This window comes from Pseudomonas fluorescens (assembly GCF_012974785.1).
GTDB classification, from domain to species: domain Bacteria; phylum Pseudomonadota; class Gammaproteobacteria; order Pseudomonadales; family Pseudomonadaceae; genus Aquipseudomonas; species Aquipseudomonas fluorescens_BT.
Genome location: NZ_CP027561.1, coordinates 4,567,849 through 4,586,350 on the forward strand (window position 1 = coordinate 4,567,849; position 18,502 = coordinate 4,586,350).

At 60.0% G+C, this 18,502-nt stretch carries 19 protein-coding genes; 2 read left to right on the forward strand and 17 right to left on the reverse strand.

Annotation, left to right across the window (positions count from 1 at the left end; all coding sequences use genetic code 11):
- Positions 1–75 precede the first annotated feature (75 nt).
- The 14 genes from C6Y56_RS20595 to C6Y56_RS20660 form a co-directional block, all read right to left on the reverse strand.
- The gene (locus C6Y56_RS20595; protein ID WP_007950805.1) at positions 76–714 is read right to left on the reverse strand and encodes a TetR/AcrR family transcriptional regulator; all 639 of its coding nucleotides are present in this window, start codon (positions 712–714) and stop codon (positions 76–78) included.
- Between the two features lie 341 nt (positions 715–1,055).
- On the reverse strand, positions 1,056–1,841 hold the full coding sequence (locus C6Y56_RS20600; RefSeq protein WP_169431428.1) for a TatD family hydrolase: 786 nt from the start codon (positions 1,839–1,841) through the stop codon (positions 1,056–1,058).
- A 15-nt stretch (positions 1,842–1,856) separates the two neighbouring features.
- The gene (locus C6Y56_RS20605; RefSeq protein WP_085710925.1) at positions 1,857–2,213 is read right to left on the reverse strand and encodes a PilZ domain-containing protein; all 357 of its coding nucleotides are present in this window, start codon (positions 2,211–2,213) and stop codon (positions 1,857–1,859) included.
- A 42-nt stretch (positions 2,214–2,255) separates the two neighbouring features.
- Positions 2,256–3,239, reverse strand: a complete 984-nt coding sequence (locus C6Y56_RS20610) for a DNA polymerase III subunit delta' (protein WP_169431429.1) — start codon at positions 3,237–3,239, stop codon at positions 2,256–2,258.
- The gene (tmk, locus tag C6Y56_RS20615; protein WP_169431430.1) at positions 3,232–3,864 is read right to left on the reverse strand and encodes a dTMP kinase; all 633 of its coding nucleotides are present in this window, start codon (positions 3,862–3,864) and stop codon (positions 3,232–3,234) included. Before tmk ends, C6Y56_RS20610 begins: the two co-directional genes overlap by 8 nt.
- A gap of 19 nt (positions 3,865–3,883) precedes the next feature.
- Positions 3,884–5,065: an endolytic transglycosylase MltG gene (mltG, locus tag C6Y56_RS20620; RefSeq protein ID WP_169431431.1), complete on the reverse strand. Its 1,182-nt coding sequence runs from the start codon at positions 5,063–5,065 to the stop codon at positions 3,884–3,886.
- Between the two features lie 3 nt (positions 5,066–5,068).
- On the reverse strand, positions 5,069–5,884 hold the full coding sequence (pabC, locus tag C6Y56_RS20625; RefSeq protein ID WP_169431432.1) for an aminodeoxychorismate lyase: 816 nt from the start codon (positions 5,882–5,884) through the stop codon (positions 5,069–5,071).
- A complete protein-coding gene (gene fabF, locus C6Y56_RS20630; RefSeq protein ID WP_007908259.1) occupies positions 5,884–7,128 on the reverse strand; it encodes a beta-ketoacyl-ACP synthase II in 1,245 nt (414 codons plus the stop codon). The genes pabC and fabF overlap by 1 nt, the downstream gene beginning before the upstream one ends.
- A 108-nt stretch (positions 7,129–7,236) precedes the next feature.
- A complete protein-coding gene (gene acpP, locus C6Y56_RS20635; RefSeq protein WP_003175607.1) occupies positions 7,237–7,473 on the reverse strand; it encodes an acyl carrier protein in 237 nt (78 codons plus the stop codon).
- Positions 7,474–7,669: 196 nt separating this feature from the next.
- On the reverse strand, positions 7,670–8,413 hold the full coding sequence (gene fabG, locus C6Y56_RS20640) for a 3-oxoacyl-ACP reductase FabG (protein WP_007950790.1): 744 nt from the start codon (positions 8,411–8,413) through the stop codon (positions 7,670–7,672).
- Positions 8,414–8,429: 16 nt separating this feature from the next.
- Positions 8,430–9,368, reverse strand: a complete 939-nt coding sequence (gene fabD, locus C6Y56_RS20645) for an ACP S-malonyltransferase (RefSeq protein ID WP_007950787.1) — start codon at positions 9,366–9,368, stop codon at positions 8,430–8,432.
- 125 nt (positions 9,369–9,493) lie between these two features.
- Positions 9,494–10,504, reverse strand: coding sequence for a phosphate acyltransferase PlsX (plsX, locus tag C6Y56_RS20650; RefSeq protein ID WP_169431433.1), 1,011 nt, complete (start codon positions 10,502–10,504; stop codon positions 9,494–9,496).
- A 4-nt stretch (positions 10,505–10,508) separates the two neighbouring features.
- Positions 10,509–10,691: a 50S ribosomal protein L32 gene (gene rpmF / locus C6Y56_RS20655; protein WP_003179396.1), complete on the reverse strand. Its 183-nt coding sequence runs from the start codon at positions 10,689–10,691 to the stop codon at positions 10,509–10,511.
- A gap of 13 nt (positions 10,692–10,704) precedes the next feature.
- Positions 10,705–11,232 carry a YceD family protein gene (locus C6Y56_RS20660; protein WP_085710932.1) on the reverse strand — a complete coding sequence of 176 codons (528 nt, stop codon included), beginning with the start codon at positions 11,230–11,232 and terminating at the stop codon, positions 10,705–10,707.
- A gap of 106 nt (positions 11,233–11,338) precedes the next feature.
- Between C6Y56_RS20660 and C6Y56_RS20665 the strand changes: the two genes are divergently transcribed.
- Positions 11,339–11,917, forward strand: coding sequence for a Maf family protein (locus C6Y56_RS20665; protein ID WP_169431434.1), 579 nt, complete (start codon positions 11,339–11,341; stop codon positions 11,915–11,917).
- A gap of 46 nt (positions 11,918–11,963) precedes the next feature.
- Here C6Y56_RS20665 and sppA read toward each other — a convergent pair whose 3' ends face one another.
- From sppA to rluC, 3 genes are read right to left on the reverse strand one after another with little or no spacing between them, the layout of a single operon-like run.
- Positions 11,964–12,953, reverse strand: a complete 990-nt coding sequence (sppA, locus tag C6Y56_RS20670; protein ID WP_169431435.1) for a signal peptide peptidase SppA — start codon at positions 12,951–12,953, stop codon at positions 11,964–11,966.
- A gap of 24 nt (positions 12,954–12,977) precedes the next feature.
- Positions 12,978–13,640, reverse strand: a complete 663-nt coding sequence (locus C6Y56_RS20675; protein WP_169431436.1) for an HAD-IA family hydrolase — start codon at positions 13,638–13,640, stop codon at positions 12,978–12,980.
- A complete protein-coding gene (gene rluC, locus C6Y56_RS20680) occupies positions 13,627–14,589 on the reverse strand; it encodes a 23S rRNA pseudouridine(955/2504/2580) synthase RluC (RefSeq protein ID WP_169431437.1) in 963 nt (320 codons plus the stop codon). Before rluC ends, C6Y56_RS20675 begins: the two co-directional genes overlap by 14 nt.
- A 697-nt stretch (positions 14,590–15,286) precedes the next feature.
- Here rluC and rne point away from each other — a divergent pair.
- Positions 15,287–18,502: a ribonuclease E gene (gene rne, locus C6Y56_RS20685; protein ID WP_169431438.1), complete on the forward strand. Its 3,216-nt coding sequence runs from the start codon at positions 15,287–15,289 to the stop codon at positions 18,500–18,502.

An 18,502-nucleotide genomic window follows, 5' to 3' on the forward strand; every position in this document is an offset into this window, starting at 1 on the left:
GCCCTATGCCTGAGTATATTCCTGAGGTACTGCGCCATGTAGCGAAAAACACGGCGCATAAGGCAACTGAATGATTCAGCTGCTCGGCGTTTCAGGGTCGCGCTTGCGCTTGTTGCCCATGCGCACGCCGATATCCATCAGGAACTGGAAGAAACCTTCCTGATCTTCCAGCACATTGCTCCAGAACGGCGAGTGATACAGCGCCACCGCGCCGTGCACCAGCGCCCAGGATGCGCAGTAGTGGAAGTACGGCGGCACGTCTTCGAGCTTGCCTTCGCTGATGCGGCCCTTGATGAGCAGCGTCAGACGTTCGAAGTTCGAGGCACGGATCTTGTGCAGCTCCTCGACCATCTCCGGCACCTGATTGCCCTTGACCACCTTCTCTTCCAGGCGATCGAACAGGCGATAGCGCTGCGGGTCACGCATGCGGAATTCAAAGTAGGCACGGGACAGGGCTTCCTTGTCCTTGTCGACATCGGCCGAATGCAACAGCTCGTTCAAGTCGCGCTCGTAATCGAGCATCAGGCGCAGGTAGATCTCGGCCTTGGACTTGAAGTGCTTGTAGATCGTGCCTTTGCCGATACCCACGGCATCAGCAATCATCTCGACGGTGACACTGTCTTCACCTTGTTCGAGGAACAGCTTGAGCGCGGTATCGAGAATTTCTTGCTCGCGGCGACGAAACTCACGGACCTTACGAGGTTCTTTGTGCATAAGAAAAGGTCTGTAGGGGTCAAAATTCGAAGCCGCGTATTATGCCTAACTTGCGCAAAAATGCACGGATCATCCGACCATATCTGTGTTTCTTGTTCATTTCACGAACGTTTGCACGGCAATGAGAACATAACCGAAGCGAACGTATTCCAAATTTGTTTAAAAACCCCGACTGCCCCACTGGACTGAACGCCAGACTGATCAATACTTGAACTGTCGGGCGACATCTCCCCCAAGTGTCGCGCCGGTAAAGGTACCAAAGGACCGCGTGCCTTTGTTTTACTCCTAATGGTCTTAACCCGGATTCACCCCCCAGAACCCGGGTTTTTTTTGCCTGCGATTCAGGCTTTTACGTGGGCCAGCGGAAACAGCCGCTTGAAGTTCTGCGTGGTCTGCTCGGCAAAACGCTCGTAGTTTTCACCCCGCAGCATCGCCAGAAACTCTGCCACTTCCCGCACGTATTGCGGCAGGTTCGGCTTGCCGCGATAGGGGATCGGCGCCAGGTATGGCGAATCGGTTTCCACCAGCAGGCGATCAGCCGGAACCTTGCTCGCCACATCGCGCAGCGCATCGGCATTGCGGAAGGTGACGATGCCCGACAGGGAAATGTAATAACCCATGTCCAGCGCTGCCTTGGCCATGTCCCAGTCTTCAGTGAAGCAATGCAGCACGCCGGCCTGGGGCAGCGCGGCTTCGCGCAACAGCTCAAGCGTGTCGGCGCGGGCGCCACGGGTATGGATGATCACTGGCTTGCCGGTCTGCCGGGCGGCCTGCAGGTGCAGACGGAACGATTCCTGCTGCAGCTGGGCGGCTTCCGGCTCGTAGTGGTAGTCCAGACCGGTTTCACCGATCGCCACCACTTTCGGGTGATTGAGCTCGTGCAGCAGCCAGTCCAGTGCCGGTGCCGCGCCGGGCTGCACATCCAGCGGATGCACGCCGACCGAACAATCGACGTCTTCATAGCGCTCGGCCAGCGCTTTGACATCGGCGGCGTTGTCGGCACTGACGCCGATGCACAGAAAGTGACCGACTCCGCGCTGACGAGCCGCATCCAGTGCGGCATCCAGAGAGCCGTCGTGGACGGCAAGGTCGAGGCGATCAAGGTGACAATGGGAATCTACGAGCATAAAAAGGACTGCAACTTACATCGTATGAGTGGGACGGTCGGACTTCAGGGCTCCGGCCAGATGGGTTTCGATGCGACTGCGGGCGGTGTTGTCGCCATCGTTGAATTGCACGCCGACGCCGGCCGCGCGATTGCCCTGGGCGCCTTTGGGGGTGATCCAGGCGACTTTGCCGGCCACCGGAATCTTTTCCGCTTCATCCATCAGATGCAACAGCATGAACACCTCGTCGCCCAACTTGTAGCTCTTGTTGGTGGGGATGAACAGGCCACCGTTCCTGATGAACGGCATGTAAGCGGCATAAAGCACGGATTTGTCCTTGATGGTCAGGGACAAAATGCCGTTGCGCGGCCCCGGGCTGACGGGTTCATTCATGTTGACCTCCACTGCTGATGTTCAGAGTCTAGGTACACATTCTTATCTTTGGCCAGGCAGACTCGCCCATTGCACCAACAACGCTTCCAGCAGCAATGCCGCGTTGAGGTTGGCCTTGCTCAGGACTTTCTGGCGCTGGGCGAGAATCCAGTCCTGGATATCGAGCACTTTAGCCTGAGCGCTTTTCTGCGCCAGATACTGCACAACCTTGCGCATGTCGGTCAGGCCCAGGCCCGCTTCATCCTGGGTCAATTGATAACGCAGGATCAGGCTCGACCAGTCGCAGAACCAGTCGAACAGACGCAGCATCGGAATGTTTTTCCACTCCTCGGCCAGCTGCGTCGGCGATTGCTGCTGCTTGAGCAGCTTCTTCACGCCTTCCACAACTTGCGCGCGCTGTTCGCGCACGCCCTGTCCCTGCAACGTCACGGCCGCCAGCGGCGAACCAGCGGCCAGGGTCAAGAGTTCGACACGTTCGTCTTCGGAACATTCCGGCAGCGCCCGAGCCAGCCATTGCAGGCTCATGGCCTCGCTCGGCAGCGGACAGGCCTGCTGCACACAACGACTCTTGATGGTCGGCAGCAGACGGCTCGGCTGGTGACTGACCAGCAACAGCACGGTGTCGCCGGACGGCTCTTCAAGGCTCTTGAGCAAGGCGTTGGCGGCGTTGATGTTCATCGACTCCACCGGCTCGATCAGCACCACCTTGCGCCCGCCCAGTTGCGCGGTCTGCACCACGAAACTGACCAGATCGCGCACCTGGTCGACCTTGATCGCCTTGTCCGCCTCTTCCGGCTCCAAAATGTAATTGTCCGGATGGCTGCCCGCCTTGAGCAGCAGGCAGGACTTGCACTCGCCGCAGGCTTCAGGCGTCGGACGCTGGCACAACAGGCTGGCCATCAGCCGCTCGGCCAGCGCACGCTTGCCGATCCCGGCCGGCCCGTGCAGCAGATACGCGTGGGCGTGTTGAGTACGCCCGGCCAGTTGCTGCCAGAGGCTGTCCTGCCATGGATAGGCCTCAGCCACGGCAAAGCTCCAGCAAGTTCGGAATCAGGGTATCCAGCGATTGTTGAACCTTGACCAACGGCTGACCGGCGTCGATCCGCACGTAACGTGCAGGATCGGCCTCGGCACGCTTGAGGAACGCACTGCGCACAGCCTCGAAAAACTCACGGCCTTCCAGCTCGAAGCGATCCAGACGACCCCGAGCGCTGGCACGGGCCAGGCCGATTTCCACCGGCAGATCGAAAATCAATGTCAGATCGGGGCGCAGATCACCCTGAACGAAAGTCTCCAGCGCCGCGATGCGTTCCAGCGACAAGCCGCGGCCGCCACCCTGATAGGCGTAAGTCGAATCAGTGAAACGGTCACACAACACTACCGCGCCACGGGCGAGCGCCGGTCGGATGACTTCAGCCAGATGCTGGGCACGGGAGGCGAACACCAGCAGCAGCTCGGTGTCCGGGTTCATCACTTCGTCGACCGGTGCCAGCAACACCTCTCGAATGCGCTCGGCCAGCGGCGTACCGCCTGGCTCACGGGTCAGCACCACTTCGATACCGGCGGCGCGCAGGCGCTCGGCGAGGTATTCGCGGTTGGTGCTTTTGCCGGCGCCTTCCGGGCCTTCCAGGGTAATAAACAAGCCAGTCACAGGCAGTCCTTAATCAAAGTCATTGCGCGTTTTGCGGTGAGACCGCTCCAGTTTCCGGCGTCGGCGCGGGTTCCTGCGCAGGAACTTGCGGCAACGACTCGGGCGCCGTGTCGGGGGATGCGGCAGGAACGGCCTCGCCAGTGGCCGGAGTGGCTTCCGGCGTCGAGGCCGGCGCCGGGCTCGAGCGGTAATCCGAGCGCCGTTTGAGCTGGAACTCACGCACCGCACTGTTGTGTGCATCGAGGTCGTCGGAGAATACGTGGCTGCCGTCGCCACGGGCGACAAAGTAGAGGCTGGTTCCTTCCACCGGGTTCAACGCCGCGTGAATCGCCTCGCGGCCGACCATCGCAATCGGCGTCGGCGGCAACCCGGGAATCACATAGGTGTTGTACGGCGTGGCTTCCTTGAGATGAGCACGGGTCAGCTTGCCGTTGTAGCGATCACCCAGACCGTAGATCACCGTCGGGTCGGTCTGCAGCTGCATGCCCAGGGCCATGCGGCGCACGAACACACCGGCAATCTGGCCACGCTCCTGGGGAACGCCGGTTTCCTTCTCCACCAGCGAGGCCATGATCAGTGCCTGATACGGTTCGGTATACGGCGCATCGGCGGAACGACTTTCCCATTCCTTGGCCAGCACTTCGTCAAGGCGGTCGAACGCCTTTTTCAGCAGCTCGGTATCGGAAACCCCGCGCACAAAGCGGTAGGTATCGGGGAAGAATCGACCTTCGGGAAACACGCCCTTGTGGCCGATCTTGCTCATCACATCACTGTCGCTCAGGCCGGTCAGGGTCTGTTCGATCTTTTCATCTTTCGCCAGTGCGGCGCGCACCTGATGGAAATTCCAGCCCTCGACGAGTGTCAGGCTGTATTGAACCACTTCGCCACGCTTCCACAGTTCGATCAGGCCCTTGACGGTCATGCCCGGCTGCATGCGGTACTCGCCCGTATGGATCGGGGTGCCGGACAGATTGAAGCGCCAGTAAATGCGCAGCCAGAATGCGTCCTTGATCACACCATCCGCTTCAAGGCCGAGAATAGTACGGGTCGGCGTGGAACCCTTCGGCACATCCAGCAATTCTTCCTGCGTGATGTTCAGGGGCTGTTCCAGCGCCGAATGAATCTTCCAGGCGCTGGCGCCCAGCAGCAGCCCTGCCAGAACCAGTCCGGTTTCCAGCAGCAGCAAAAGTTTACGTCTCACGAATCAGGCATCCAGTAGCGTGCGGGCAATGGTTTGCAGTTTACGGGTGAGCGGCCCAACCGGCCAGCTCAGTGCAGCGTACGCGCGTACCGGCCAGACGCCATACACGCTGTTGCAGACAAAGACTTCATCGGCCCATTGCAGCTGTTCAAGGCTGATATCGGTGATTTGCACGGGGATACCCGATGACGCTGCCTGAAACAATAATTCGGCGCGCATCACGCCAGCCACGCCGCAACGTTTCAGATCCGCCGTGACCAACACGCCGTCACGTACCAGAAACAGGTTGCTGAACACACCTTCGATCACACGCCCCGCCTGGTCGAGCATCAGGCCTTCCGCGTGCTCGCTGTCCTGCCATTCGGCGCGAGCGAGGACCTGTTCCAGACGATTGAGGTGCTTGAGACCTGCCAGCAAGGGCTGAACAGATAAACGCGTCGTACACGGGAACAGGCGAACGCCTTGCTCGCCATGGACAGCAGGATACGCCGCAGGAGGATTGCCTTGCAGAATCCGTCGGCCCTGCGCCGAAGGATCCGGCGCATAACCGCGCAAACCGTCGCCGCGGGTGAGGATGAGTTTGAGCACCCCCTCGCCCATGGCCGCTGCATAGGCTTGCAGCTCGCTACGGATCAGCTCGATATCGGCCGCGATGGCCAGGCGTGAACAGCCCTCGGCCAGCCGAGTCAGGTGACGTTCCAGCAGCAAAGGCTGGCCGCCACATACGGCGATGGTCTCGAACAGACCGTCGCCGTAAGCCAGGCCGCGATCTTTCAGCGACAGAGCGTCAGCCGGTTGACCGTCGACCCAGCAGTCCATCAGCCGGCGAACCGACGGAACGCCAACGTGCCGTTGGTGCCGCCAAACCCGAACGAGTTGGACAGTACGACATCGATGTCCATGTTGCGTGCGGTGTGCGGCACAAAGTCGAGATCGCAGCCTTCATCCGGCTCATCGAGGTTGATGGTCGGTGGCGCCACCTGGCTGTTGATCGCCAGCACACTGAAGATCGCCTCGACCGCGCCCGCTGCACCCAACAGGTGACCGGTCATGGACTTGGTGGAGCTGACCGCCAGTTTGTAGGCGTGATCACCGAACACCGACTTGATCGCATTGGCTTCGGCGAGGTCGCCGGCCGGCGTCGAAGTACCGTGGGCGTTGATGTATTGCACTTGATCGACATTGATCTTCGCGTCACGCAGCGCATTGGTGATGCAGCGTGCGGCACCGGCGCCGTCGGCAGGTGGCGACGTCATGTGGAACGCATCGCCACTGGTGCCGAAACCGATCAGCTCGGCGTAGATGGTCGCGCCACGGGCCTTGGCGTGCTCGAGCTCTTCGAGCACCAGCGCACCGGCACCGTCGGACAGTACGAAGCCGTCACGGCCCTTGTCCCATGGACGGCTGGCGCGGGTCGGTTCATCGTTGCGGGTCGACAGTGCGCGAGAAGCGCCAAAGCCGCCCATGCCCAGACCGCACGCGGCCATTTCGGCGCCGCCGGCAATCATCACGTCGGCTTCGTCGTACATGATGTTACGGGCTGCCATGCCGATGCAGTGCGTACCGGTGGTACACGCCGTGGCGATAGCGTAGTTAGGCCCCTGTGCACCCAGGTGGATGGACAGGAAACCGGAAATCATATTGATGATCGAGCCAGGCACAAAGAACGGAGAAATCCGGCGCGGACCGGTCTCGTGCAAGGTGCGGCTGGTTTCTTCGATGTTGGTCAGACCGCCGATACCCGAACCCATGGCCACGCCAATGCGTTCACGGTTGGCATCGGTGACTTCCAGACCGGCATTGCGTACGGCTTGAAAGCCGGCCGCCAGACCATACTGAATGAACAGGTCGAGCTTGCGCGCTTCCTTGACCGACAGGTATTCCTCGACATTGAAGCCCTTTACCGAGCCGCCAAAGCGGGTGGAATAGGCAGAAAGGTCGGTGTGTTCGATCAGACCAATGCCACTGCGGCCAGCCAGAATGCCCTGCCAACTGCTCGGCACATCCGTGCCCAGTGGCGACAACATACCCATACCGGTGACTACGACGCGTCTACGCGACACAGCACTCTCCTTTTTCAAATGACGACTTTGCATCAGGCCTAAAGAAAAAACCGCACGCCATGATGGCAGTGCGGTTTTTCCATGACAGCAAGCAACGATTACAAACTATTACGCCTGGTGGCTAGTAACGTAGTCGATTGCAGCTTGTACAGTAGTGATCTTCTCAGCTTCTTCGTCAGGGATTTCGGTCTCGAATTCCTCTTCCAGAGCCATCACCAGCTCAACGGTGTCAAGGGAGTCGGCACCCAGGTCTTCTACGAAGGAAGCGGTGTTTACCACTTCTTCTTCTTTAACACCCAGTTGCTCGGCAACGATTTTCTTGACGCGCTCTTCGATGGTGCTCATACCTTGTTTTCACTCCTAATGGACAAATTCAGGCAGCTGGCCAGTGGGTAAGTGTATAGAAAGACTTTTCAGCTTTTCAACTGAAAGCTTCACTCCTCAAACCCTGCGGCCCTCTGCCTATAAATAGATTGCAGCTTTATAACGGATTTTAGACAGCTCGTATGACATTTTTTTGAAGCAATCCGTCACATTTGAATTACATGTACATCCCGCCGTTCACCGGGATTGTAGCCCCGGTCACGTATGCCGCACCGTCGGATGCAAGAAAAGCGACCACGGAAGCGATCTCTTGAGCTTGTCCCAGACGGCCCAGCGGAATCTGCGTCTGCAAGGCTTCACGCTGTGCTTCAGGCAGCTCGCGAGTCATATCGGTGTCGATGAACCCTGGGGTTACCGAGTTGACCGTAATCGAACGCGAACCGACTTCACGCGCCATGGCACGGCTGAAACCTTCCAGACCGGCCTTGGCGGCTGCATAGTTTACTTGGCCAGCGTTGCCCATGGCACCCACCACCGAGCCAATACTGATAATTCGACCCCAACGCGCCTTGGTCATGCCGCGCAGAACGCCCTTGGACAGGCGATACAGACTGTTCAGGTTGGTATCGATCACGTCGTACCACTCGTCGTCTTTCATGCGCATCATCAGGTTATCGCGAGTGATGCCGGCATTGTTGACCAGGATCGCCACCGGAGCACCGAACTGCTCCTGGATGCTCGCGAGCACCTTGGTGACCGACTCATCGCTGGTGACGTTCAGTTCGAAACCTGCGCCCTGAATGCCGTTTTCCTTCAGGGTCGCAGCAATACGCTCAGCGCCCGAAGCGGAAGTCGCGGTGCCAACAACGATGGCGCCCTGACGACCCAGTTCCAGTGCGATAGCCTGGCCGATACCACGGCTTGCGCCGGTGACCAGTGCAACTTTACCTTGCAGACTCATGCAAGCTTCTCCTGATTCAGACAGCCGCTGCGCGAGCAGCAGCGAAAGCGTCTGGGGTATTGAGGTTGGAAGTCGAAACGCCTTCGGCGCAACGCTTGTTCAGGCCGGCCAGCACTTTGCCAGGGCCGCACTCGACCAGATTGGTCGCGCCTTTCGCTGCCAGAGTCTGTACGGACTCGACCCAGCGAACCGGCTTGTAGAGTTGCTCCAGCAGGTCGCGCTTGAGGGTTTCCAGATCCGCCGGCACCTGAGCGCTGACGTTCTGCACCACAGGGATCTGCGGCGCCTGCCAGTCGATGGCGGCGATGGACTCGGCAAAGCGCTCGGCAGCCGGGCGCATCAGCTCACAGTGCGATGGCACGCTGACCGGCAGCGGCATGGCTCGCTTGGCGCCACGAGCCTTGCAGCCTTCAATGGCGCGCTCGACAGCCGCCTTGGCGCCAGCGATCACCACCTGACCCGGGGAATTGAAATTCACCGCGCTGACCACTTCGCCTTGAGCCGCTTCGGCACAAGCTGCCAGCACGTCAGCATCTTCCAGACCGAGGATGGCAGCCATGCCGCCCTGCCCGGCTGGAACGGCTTCCTGCATCAGTTGGCCACGGCGCTCGACGAGTTTTACCGCGTCCGCCAGGCTCAGGCTGCCGGCAGCGACCAGTGCGCTGTATTCACCCAGGCTGTGACCGGCAACGAAGGCCGGACGCGCACCACCTTCAGCCAGCCACAGACGCCACAGGGCGATCGAAGCGGTCAGAATGGCCGGTTGGGTTTTGTCGGTTTGATTGAGCAGCTCTTCCGGGCCCTGCTGGGTCAGTGCCCACAGGTCGTAGCCCAGAGCATCGGATGCTTCTTTGAAAGTTTCGAGGATCAGCGGATGTTGCGCGCCCAGCTCGGCCAGCATGCCGAGGGACTGCGAACCCTGTCCTGGAAAGACGAATGCGAGGGAAGCAGACATGTAACAAGCCCCTAATGATCTTGTCGTCGGAAAAATGGCATCCCGCTAGAGGGACGCAAGAAACTGACAGTTGGATGGCCCTTTGAACCGGGCGGTCACATTTAAGCATTGTCCGACGAAAACGCCTAAGACAACAAATCCTCCAGACGACCGTGCAGGCGCTCCGGAAGATTCTCCTGAATCTCGATCAACGCCCGCTGAATGGCACTCTGAAAGCCCTGAACCCCGGCGGAACCGTGACTTTTCACCACGATCCCCTGCAAGCCGAGAAAGCTTGCGCCGTTATGTCGCGCAGGCGCCAGATCAGCCTGCAGACGCTTCATCAATGGCAACGCCAAGGCACCCACGATGCGCGAAGGGAGGTTTTTCTTGAACAGGGCCTCGATGCGAGCGGCGATCATCGTCGCCAGGCCTTCGCTGGACTTGAGCAGGATATTGCCGACGAAACCGTCGCACACCACCACGTCCGCCTCGCCACGATACAGGCCGTCGCCTTCGATGAAACCGATGTAATTGATGCCTCTGGCGGCCTGCAACAAAGTCGCCGCCAGCTTGACCTGCTGATTGCCCTTGATGTCTTCGGTGCCGATATTGAGCAGCGCGACGCGCGGACGGGCAATGCCCAGGGTTTGCGCGGCCACGGAACCCATCACAGCGAATTGCAGCAGATGCTCGGCACTGCAATCGACGTTGGCGCCCAGATCGAGCAACTGGCAGTAGCCCTTCTGCGTAGGAATCGCGGCCACCATGGCCGGACGATCAATCCCCGGCAGAGTCTTGAGCACAAAGCGCGACAGAGCCATCAGCGCACCGGTATTACCGGCACTGACACAGGCCTGGACCTTGCCGTCACGCAGCAATTCGAGGGCGACACGCATCGACGAATCCGGCTTGCCACGCAGAGCCTGGGCAGGTTTTTCGTCCATGGTGATGACTTCGGACGCCGGAACAATCGTCAGGCGCGCGCGATCGGCAGCCGATTGGCCGGTGATCAATTCTTCAAGAAGGGAGGGTTGACCGACGAGGGTCAGGTGCAGCGAGGGCGTAGCAGAAAGGCAAGCAAGGCTGGCCTGAACAATGCTGCGGGGACCGAAGTCCCCGCCCATTGCGTCAATCGCGATGACTTGAGCGGACAAGTGATTACTCGTCAGCGCCCTTGTCGATCACTTTACGGCCACGGTATACGCCTTCTGGCGATACGTGGTGACGCAGGTGAACTTCACCAGTGGTTTTTTCTACAGACAGGGTGCTAGCCTCGAGAGCGTCGTGCGAACGGCGCATGTCACGGGCAGAGCGGGATTTTTTGTTCTGCTGAACAGCCATAATTGATTAACTCCTAAACGTTTGGGTCACGCTTTAACTGCGCCAATACACTGAACGGGTTGGACCGCGTTACCTCGTCCTCGCTCGGTTCGGGCTCATCTGCTCCCGCCGGCTGCTGGCATTCTTCCGGATGATGAGCAGGCACAATGGGCAAGGCGAGCAGAAGCTCCTCCTCGATCAGTGACTGCAGATCCAATGGATCTTCGCCCAGTTCCAGCACGTCATAACCTTTCGGTAACGACTGGGTATTCGCACCCTCCTTCACTACAGCGTAACTGCACTCGCTGTGGATCGGCAGGGTGACCAGCTCAAGACAACGCTGGCAAACCATTTTGACTTCGGTGTCGATAAAGCTGTGGATCACCACAGATTTACGTTCATCTCGTTCAAAAACGAGTTTGGCCTGCACCGTACCGACATCGTCGGAAAGCGGGTCGCAGAGTCTCTTCAAATCGGCCAGCAGCAGTTCACCTTGAAGGGTGGTGCCACGGTCAGCCAATTTGCGCGGGTCAACGTGAGGTGGAATCGGGTCATTCAACATAGGCGCAGCATTATAGGGATGCCCCCACCCATGTCAAAGGAAATTGTGCCCTGTCCGTCACTTGCGAGCCTCCGCTAGAATCTGCAACCTGCCTCTGGAGACGCGAATGCTGCCTTTATTACTCGCTTCAAGCTCGACCTATCGTCGGGAATTGCTCAATCGCCTGCGCTTGCCGTTCGTCTGCAGCTCGCCGGACATCGACGAAAGTCATCGCCCGGGAGAATCGGCAATCGAACTGGTCAAACGCCTCGCCGAACAGAAAGCACGGGCACTGGCCGACAGCCACCCTGCTCACCTGATCATCGGCTCCGACCAGGTCGCCGTACTCGGCGAGCGCATTATCGGCAAGCCCCACACTTTCGAAAACGCTCGCCAACAACTGCTGGCCGCCAGCGGCGCCAGCGTGACCTTCCTCACCGGCCTGGCACTGCTCAATAGCCAGACCGGCCAGTGCCAGGTCGACTGCGTGCCCTTCACTGTGCACATGCGCACACTGGATCAGGCCCGCGTCGAGCGCTACCTGCGCGCCGAGCAGCCCTACGACTGCGCCGGCAGCTTCAAGGCCGAGGGGCTGGGCGTGAGCCTGTTCCAGTCCACCGAAGGCCCGGACGCCACCAGCCTGATCGGCCTGCCACTGATTCGCCTGATCGACATGCTGCTGGCCGAAGGCGTACAGATTCCCTGACCCACAAAAAACCGGCCCTCAGGCCGGTTTTTCTTGCAGCATTCGATCAGCGTAAAGACGGGCCGTTAAAACCCATCCACATTGCCAGTTTCTCGGCAACGCTGGCTCCGAGCTTCTTCGAGAAGCGATCGAACGGCGATTCCTGAACGGTGAAATCCACCAGCTCTTTTTCGCCAATCACATCACGCGCCACCGAACTGGCATTACCCAGGCCGTCGATCAAACCCAGCGGCAGCGCCTGCTCACCCGACCAGACCAGACCGGAGAACAGCTCCGGATGATCCTTGTCCTTCAGGCGATCACCACGCCCCTGCTTGACGCTGTTGATGAACTGCTTGTGCGTGGTATCCAGCACGCTCTGCCAGAACGCTGTCTCTTCCGGCTTTTGCGGCTGGAACGGATCCAGGAACGCCTTGTGCTCGCCAGAGGTGTAAGTGCGACGCTCGACGCCAAGCTTCTCCATCGTACCGACAAACCCGTAGCCGGCTGCCGTCACGCCAATTGAGCCCACCAGACTGGCCTTGTCGGCATAAATTTGATCCGCCGCGCTGGCAATGTAATAAGCACCGGAGGCGCCCAGATCAGAAATCACCGCATACAGCTTGATATCAGGATGCAGGCCGCGCAGGCGCTTGATCTCGTCATAAACATAACCCGACTGCACTGGGCTGCCGCCCGGACTGTTGATGCGCAGGATTACGCCCTTGACCTTCTTGTCCTCGAACGCCGCGCGCAGACTGCCGACGATATTGTCGGCACTGGCAGGTTCTTTATCGGCGATCATGCCGGTGACGTCGATCAACGCGGTGTAATTGCCACTGCGCGTGGCGCTTTTCTCCATATCCATCAACGGCGTAAACAGGATCAGCGCAACGAACAGATAAACAAAGGTCAACAGCTTGAAGAAGATACCCCAGCGGCGCGAACGACGCTGCTCCTGCACGCTGGCCAGCAGAGTCTTTTCCAGCAGCTTCCAGCTTTTCGCGTCACCGTCGTCGGCGGTTGCCTTGGCCGGTGCTTTCCATTCGTCGGTCATGCCATCCACCCCAGCAAAAACGTATTAAGCCTGCTTCCCCAGCCAGGCATGCAATTCGGAAAAATGGTCGATCGACAGTCGCGGCTCGAACTGCTGCAGCGATTCGATCGACTGCGCGCCGTAGCTGACCGCCACCGAATCCATCCCCGCATTGCGCGCCATCAACAGATCAAAGGACGAATCGCCGACCATCAGCGCCTGTTCGGCACGCACACCGCAATGCGCAAGGATCTGCTCCAGCATCAGAGGGTGCGGTTTGCTTGCAGTTTCATCGGCAGCCCGGGTGATATCGAAATAATCTTCCCAGCCATTGGCCTTGAGCACCCGATCCAGCCCGCGACGATTCTTGCCGGTCGCGACCGCCAGGTGGTAACCCTGTTCGCGAAAAGACGCCATCGACTCGACTACGCCCTCGAACAACGGCGAAGGCTCGGCTTCCGCGGCGATGTAGTGATCGGCGTAATACTCGCGAAACGAGGTCATTTCAGCATCGCTGATTTCGGGATACAGCGTACGGATCGCCTCGGGCAATCCCAGACCGATAATGCCTTTGACGGCAAAGTCATCACGCAGCTCGAAACCGGAGCGCCCGGACGCCGAGTGCATTGCCTCGACAATCCGATGAATGGAATCAGCCAGCGTGCCGTCCCAATCGAAAATCAGCAGCTTGTAATCAGATGGGCGCACTCAATCGCTCCACAGTCTTGGCCCACATTTCATCGACCGGCGCCTGCAACTTGAGTTCACCGCCATCGGGCAGCGGCACGGTCAGCATGTAAGCGTGCAGGAACAGGCGCTTGCCGCCCAGATCACGAATTTCCTTACTGAAACTGTCATCGCCGTATTTGGTGTCACCGGCAATGCAGTGCCCGGCGTGCAATGTGTGGACGCGGATCTGGTGCGTGCGACCGGTGATCGGCTTGGCTTCAATCAGAGTGGCAAAATCGCCAAAGCGACGCAGGACCTTGAACACGGTCACAGACTCCTTGCCCTCCTCCTCGTCAACCTCGACCATGCGCTCACCGGAGCGCAGATTGCTCTTGCCGAGCGATGCACGGACTTGCTTGATCGAGGTCGCCCAGTTGCCGCGAACCAGTGCCATGTAGCGCTTATCGACGCCATCACCGCGCAACGCGGCATGCAAGTGACGCAACATGCTGCGTTTCTTGGCGATCATCAGCAGGCCGGAGGTATCACGGTCGAGACGGTGAACCAGCTCGAGCTCCTTGGCATCGGGACGCAACTGACGAAAGGCTTCGATAACGCCGTAATTCAAGCCACTGCCACCGTGAACCGCAATGCCGGCGGGCTTGTTGATCACGATCAGGGCCTTGTCTTCGTAGACAATCGAGGCTTCCAGGCGCTGCAACAGACCCTGGGCCAAAGGCACTGGCTCGTCGCGCTCAGGCACGCGAACGGGCGGCACGCGCACGATGTCGCCGGCCTGCAGCTTGTATTCGGGCTTGATCCGACCTTTGTTCACGCGCACTTCGCCTTTGCGCAAAATGCGGTAAATCAAGGTCTTGGGCACGCCTTTTAGCCGGGCGAGGAGAAAATTGTCGATTCGTTGGCCGGCATATTCCGGCGAGACCTCAAGCAATTGAACGCCTGGAGTCGAAGGGGCAGTAGTCGTCATGGCGCGGATGATAACAATTTTTATGGAATTGAAGCACTTAATCATTGCTGCTATAGTCGCGAACGCCGCCAAAAGCGGCCTGGACAGCGGAACCACGGTCAAAAACCGGCCCTGACCAACGCAATTCACCAGGACGCGAGGCCGTCCTACGGGGCTTTCGCTACGTAACGGTGGAGTTTGCAGCTGTAACAAGCGCAGGTGACATGAGGCCTGAATCACGCCGCAAAGCAGAGTTCTGACTCGCCACGCGAGCCATATTCACGGCCAGTTCACAAAGTGCAGTCAGCCGCGGATGACCCCGAGCGAAGACGCCGGAAACACCGCCTGAATTAGCCATGATGCGTGACCTCCCCTTTCGGAGCTCACGGTAAATGCCAACCCGCTGCGGATTCTGCGCGCGGCAGCACCCGAATTATCAGGGATACGTGTAGGGTGGAGATGCACAACCGCTGGACTGTGTAGCAACAGGTTTTATCAAGACGCTTCATCTCGTCCACAGCCACGGTTGATTCCTCCTCCTGACTGAGTGCTTAAGTAGCCACAGCAAGCAGGACGCGTACGTCGCGATAACGGCCCAATTGGCCGGACATCGCTGGACACGGGAATGGCCAACCACTCCCGACGCACCTGACACCGACCGTGAGAAGTCGTGTGTGCCGAACGCCGTTTCCGGCAGCCCGGAAACCGACGGTACTACATGAAAAGAATGCTGATTAACGCAACTCAACCCGAAGAGTTGCGTGTTGCACTGGTAGATGGCCAGCGCCTCTACGACCTGGACATCGAATCCGGTGCACGCGAGCAGAAAAAGGCCAACATCTATAAAGGCCGTATCACTCGCATCGAACCAAGCCTTGAGGCTGCCTTTGTCGATTTCGGCTCCGAGCGCCACGGCTTCCTGCCCCTCAAAGAAATCTCCCGCGAATACTTCAAGAAAGCCCCCGAAGGCCGCGTCAACATCAAGGACGTCCTGAGCGAAGGCCAGGAAGTCATCGTTCAGGTCGAAAAAGAAGAACGTGGCAACAAGGGCGCAGCCCTGACCACCTTCATCAGCCTGGCCGGTCGTTATCTGGTCCTGATGCCGAACAACCCGCGTGCCGGCGGCATCTCCCGTCGCATCGAAGGCGAAGAACGCAACGAACTGCGTGAAGCGCTGAACGGCCTGGTCGCTCCAGCCGACATGGGCCTGATCGTGCGCACTGCCGGCCTTGGCCGCAGCAGCGAAGAAATGCAGTGGGACCTCGACTACCTGCTGCAACTCTGGACCGCGATCAAGGAAGCCTCGCTGGATCGTTCCGCGCCGTTCCTGATCTACCAGGAAAGCAACGTCATCATCCGCGCCATCCGCGATTACCTGCGCCAGGACATCGGCGAAGTGCTGATCGACAGCGTTGAAGCCCAGGACGAAGCCCTGACCTTCATCCGCCAGGTGATGCCGCAGTACGCCAGCAAGATCAAGCTGTACGAAGACAGCGTTCCGCTGTTCAACCGTTTCCAGATCGAAAGCCAGATCGAGACCGCTTTCCAGCGCGTCGTCGAACTGCCGTCCGGCGGCTCCATCGTCATCGATCCGACCGAAGCCCTGGTGTCCATCGACATCAACTCGGCGCGCGCCACCAAAGGCAGCGACATCGAAGAAACCGCCCTGCAGACCAACCTTGAAGCGGCTGAAGAAATCGCCCGTCAGTTGCGCCTGCGCGACATCGGCGGCCTGATCGTCATCGACTTCATCGACATGACCCCTGCCAAGAACCAGCGCGCCGTGGAAGAGAAAGTCCGCGAATGCCTGGAAGCCGACCGCGCCCGCGTGCAGATCGGCCGCATCTCGCGCTTCGGCCTGCTGGAAATGTCCCGTCAGCGCCTGCGTCCTTCGCTTGGCGAAAGCAGCGGCATCGTCTGCCCGCGCTGCAGCGGTACCGGCATCATCCGTGACGTCGAATCGCTGTCCCTGGCGATCCTGCGCCTGATCGAAGAAGAAGCCCTGAAAGACCGCACCGCCGAAGTTCGCGCTCAAGTGCCGATCCCGGTGGCCGCGTTCCTGCTCAACGAAAAACGCAACTCGATCACCAAGATCGAACTGCGCACCCGCGCCCGCATCGTCATCCTGCCGAACGATCACCTCGAAACCCCGCATTTCGAAGTTCAGCGTCTGCGTGACGACAGCCCGGAAGCCGCGACCAACCAGTCCAGCTACGAAATCGCTGCCGCTGCCGCCGATGTCGAAGACGTCCAGCCAGCCGCCGCGACCCGCACCCTGGTTCGCCAGGAAGCCGCCGTCAAGACCGCTCCGGCCCGCGCCAACGCTCCGGTTCCGACCGAAGTCGCAGCGCCGGCCCCGGCACCTGCTCCGGTTGCCGCGCCAGAGCCAAGCCTGTTCAAAGGCCTGGTGAAGTCGCTGGTCAGCCTGTTCGCCACTAAAGAAGAGCCTGTTGCTCCGGTTGTGGTTGAAAAACCTGCCGCCGAGCGTCCGGCCCGCAACGAAGAGCGTCGCAACGGTCGTCAGCAGAGCCGCAACCGTAACGGTCGCCGCGATGAAGAACGCAAGCCTCGCGAAGAACGTGCACCGCGTGAAGAACGCGCACCACGTGAGCCGCGTGAAGAGCGTCAACCGCGAGAGCCACGTGAAGTCCGCGAGCCACGCGAATCCCGTGACGAAGCACCGGTAGCCCGTGAAGAACGCGCACCACGCGCCCCTCGTGAAGAACGTGCACCGCGTGCTCCGCGTGAAGATCGCAAGCCGCGTGGCGAGCGTGAAGAGCGCGTACGTGAACTGCGCGAACCTCTGGATGCCGCTCCGGCCGTTGCTGCCGCCGCCACCGCTGAAGAGCGTCCGGCCCGTCAGCCGCGTGAAGAACGTGCGCCACGTCCTCCGCGTGAAGAGCGTCAACCGCGTGCCGAACAGGCCGCTGCTGCCGTAGCCGAAGAAGAAATCACCACCAGTGAAGAGCAACTGCCGGAAGATGGTTCGGAGAACGCCGAAGGCGATCGTCCACGCCGCCGCTCCCGTGGTCAGCGTCGTCGCAGCAACCGTCGCGAGCGTCAGCGTGACGCCAATGGCAACGTGATCGAAGGTTCGGAAGAATCCACCGAAAACGCTGAAGCCGCCGAGCCAAGCACTGCCGATCTGGCTGCCGGCCTGGCTGTTACTGCCGCTGTTGCCAGCACCGTGATCAGCGCTCCGGCCGAAGCTCAGGCCCACGAGCAAGCTGAACGCGCCACCGCTGCAACCCTGGAAACTGCTCCAGTAGAAGCGCCGGTTGTTGAAGCAACCACTCCGGTCGAAGTAGCTGCTGCTCCGGAAGTCGAAGTGGCGCCGGTTCGCGAAGCTCAGCCTCAGGCTGAAGCGGCTGCCGAACCCGCGGTGACCTTCGAAGCACCAGCCGTAGTTGAAGAGTCGGTTGTCGAAACCGTCGCTGAAACCGTGACCGAAACCGTGCGTGAAGTTCGCGAAGAGCAGACCGCTTTCAACTGGGTGGCCGAGCCGGCTGTCGCTGAAACACCAGCGCCAGTGGTTGAAGCGCCTGCCGTGGAAGAAGCCAAGGCCGCCGAGCCAGTGGTTGTTACAGAACCAGCGCCGGTCGTAGAAGCGCCAGTCGCAGCCGAAGCGCCAGCGCCAGTTGCTGCGCCTGCTCCGGTCAGCGCCCTGACCCCAAGCGGCCGTGCGCCGAACGACCCGCGTGAAGTGCGTCGTCGCAAGCGTGAAGAAGAGCGTCTGCAGAAGGAAGCCGAACTGGCTGCCGCTGCCACCGCTGCTGCTCCAGCTGCCGAAGTGGTCGAGGCAGCCCCTGCCCCGGTCGCTGAAGAAGTTGCCGTTGAAGCCGTGATTGCCGAAGCGCCACGTTCCGTTCAGGACGCGGTCGAGCACCACGAACAGGCCCAGGAAAAAGAACACGAGCCTAAACCTCTCGTCTGA